Raw genomic sequence first — 1,642 nt, 5'->3', positions numbered from 1 at the left:
CCTGGATCCACCGGTGGGTTTTGTTGGTGATCTTGGTGGGGTTTGTTGATCTTGTTGGTGGGTGTGGGCGTGCTGGGGTGTGCTGGCTGGTCCAGCGCGTCCACTGTGGTCTCCGGTCGTAGGGGTGGGTTCGGGGTCAGGGTGTTGGGGGTGGTTGCGCGGCGGTTGTGGTGTAGAGGCCTGTCCAGCTGTGTTGCCAGGGCCAGTTTTCGGGGATGTGGAGGGTGAGCTGGCGGGCGGTGCGGGTGAGTCGTGCTGGGATGGCGATGAGGTGGCGGCGGATGGTGCTGGTGCGGGCTCTGGCGTGGTGTCGGCTGGCGAGGACGCCGATAGTGCGGAGCAGGTTGTGGGTGAGGGCGGCGAGGGTGAGCCAGGCGGCGTTGGCGTGGAACTGTCCGGAGGGGAAGTGCGCGAGGGCGGAGTTGTTGAGGTCGGCGAAGACCTGCTCGATCGTTCCGGCGCGGTCGCGGTGCTGTTTTTCGGCGGCGACGGTGTTCAGGCCGGTGTCGGTGAAGATGGCGTGGTAGCGCCAGGCCGGGAACAGTTCGCCTTGTGCGGTGCGTTCCAAGACGCGGTAGCGGCGGGCGATGAGCCGGGCGGTGACGGGTCCTTCGGGGTGCTCGGTGGAATTTGTGAAGGCGGTGTAGCGGGTTTCGGCGACGTCGGCGGTGTGGATCCAGGTGCCGGTGCCCTGATCGAAGACCGGGGTGGCGTAGCTGATCGGCTGCCACGCCTGTTCGTCGATGTTCTCGATCGAGGTGAGGATCGGGGCGTGGAGCGGCATGGTGATGGAGAACCGGGCCCCGGCCGCGGTGATCGCGTGGATCAGGGAGCAGACGTAGTAGCCCGAATCGGCGCGGACCAGCAGGTTCCCGGTGGCGCCGCAGCCACGCGCGGTGCGCAGTGCCTGGATGAGGAAGGAGGTGGCGCCCCGGCGGGTGTCGGCCTGGCCGCCGCGTAGCCGGGTTGCCACGATCACCGGCGCCGCGACCGGGCTCGACAGGGTGGCGGCGAGGAAGTTGTAGCCCAGAACCTTGGTATAGCCGTAATTCGCACCGACCTTCTGATGCCCATAGACCTGGGTGATCTTCGAGTCCAGATCCACGAACGCGTACTCGCTCACCCCGGGCAGCAGGCGCTCGGTCGACCGGGCCAGGCGGATCAGCACCAGCGCGGCGAACGCCTCCAGCGCCGCGGCATGGCCGATATCGAACCCGCGCAGGAACGTCCCCAGCGTCGAGGGCGCCCGGACACCACCGAACAGCCGTGCTATCGCACCGGCCCGCAGCACGTCCAGGTCGTCGATGCTGTCCGCGCCAGCGGCCATCCCGGCCACGATCGAGAGCAGTTTCGCGCTCGGGTTCGCCCCGGCCGACCCCGGAATCCGGATCCTGTCCGCCGCGAGGTCGGCGAACCCGACGTTCTCGGTCAGCCTCACCAGCGGCACCAGCCCGGCATGGGCCACGACACTCCGGTCATCAAAGCGTGCCGACACCGCGGCACGGGTATGAGACGATCGCATCCAGCAGATGCCCTCTCACTCGGTCCGAATTGTTCTGTCGCAAGACCAATCGTCCCAAGTCAGAGGGCATCTGCGCGCCTACGACACGATCAACTCACCACAATCATCGGTGGATCCAGG

General features: G+C 67.3%; 1 protein-coding gene. It reads right to left on the bottom strand.

The features are described 5' to 3' along the window. Positions 1-136: 136 nt before the first annotated feature. Positions 137-1,495, bottom strand: a complete 1,359-nt coding sequence (locus ACFOSH_RS39440) for an IS1380 family transposase (protein ID WP_378246084.1) — start codon at positions 1,493-1,495, stop codon at positions 137-139. Positions 1,496-1,642: the final 147 nt, after the last annotated feature.

Origin of the sequence: Amycolatopsis speibonae (assembly GCF_042647925.1) — a bacterium.
Taxonomy (GTDB): Bacteria; Actinomycetota; Actinomycetes; order Mycobacteriales; family Pseudonocardiaceae; genus Amycolatopsis; species Amycolatopsis speibonae.
Note: the sequence above shows the minus strand (reverse complement) of the source record. Positions and strands in the feature narration are given on the sequence as shown.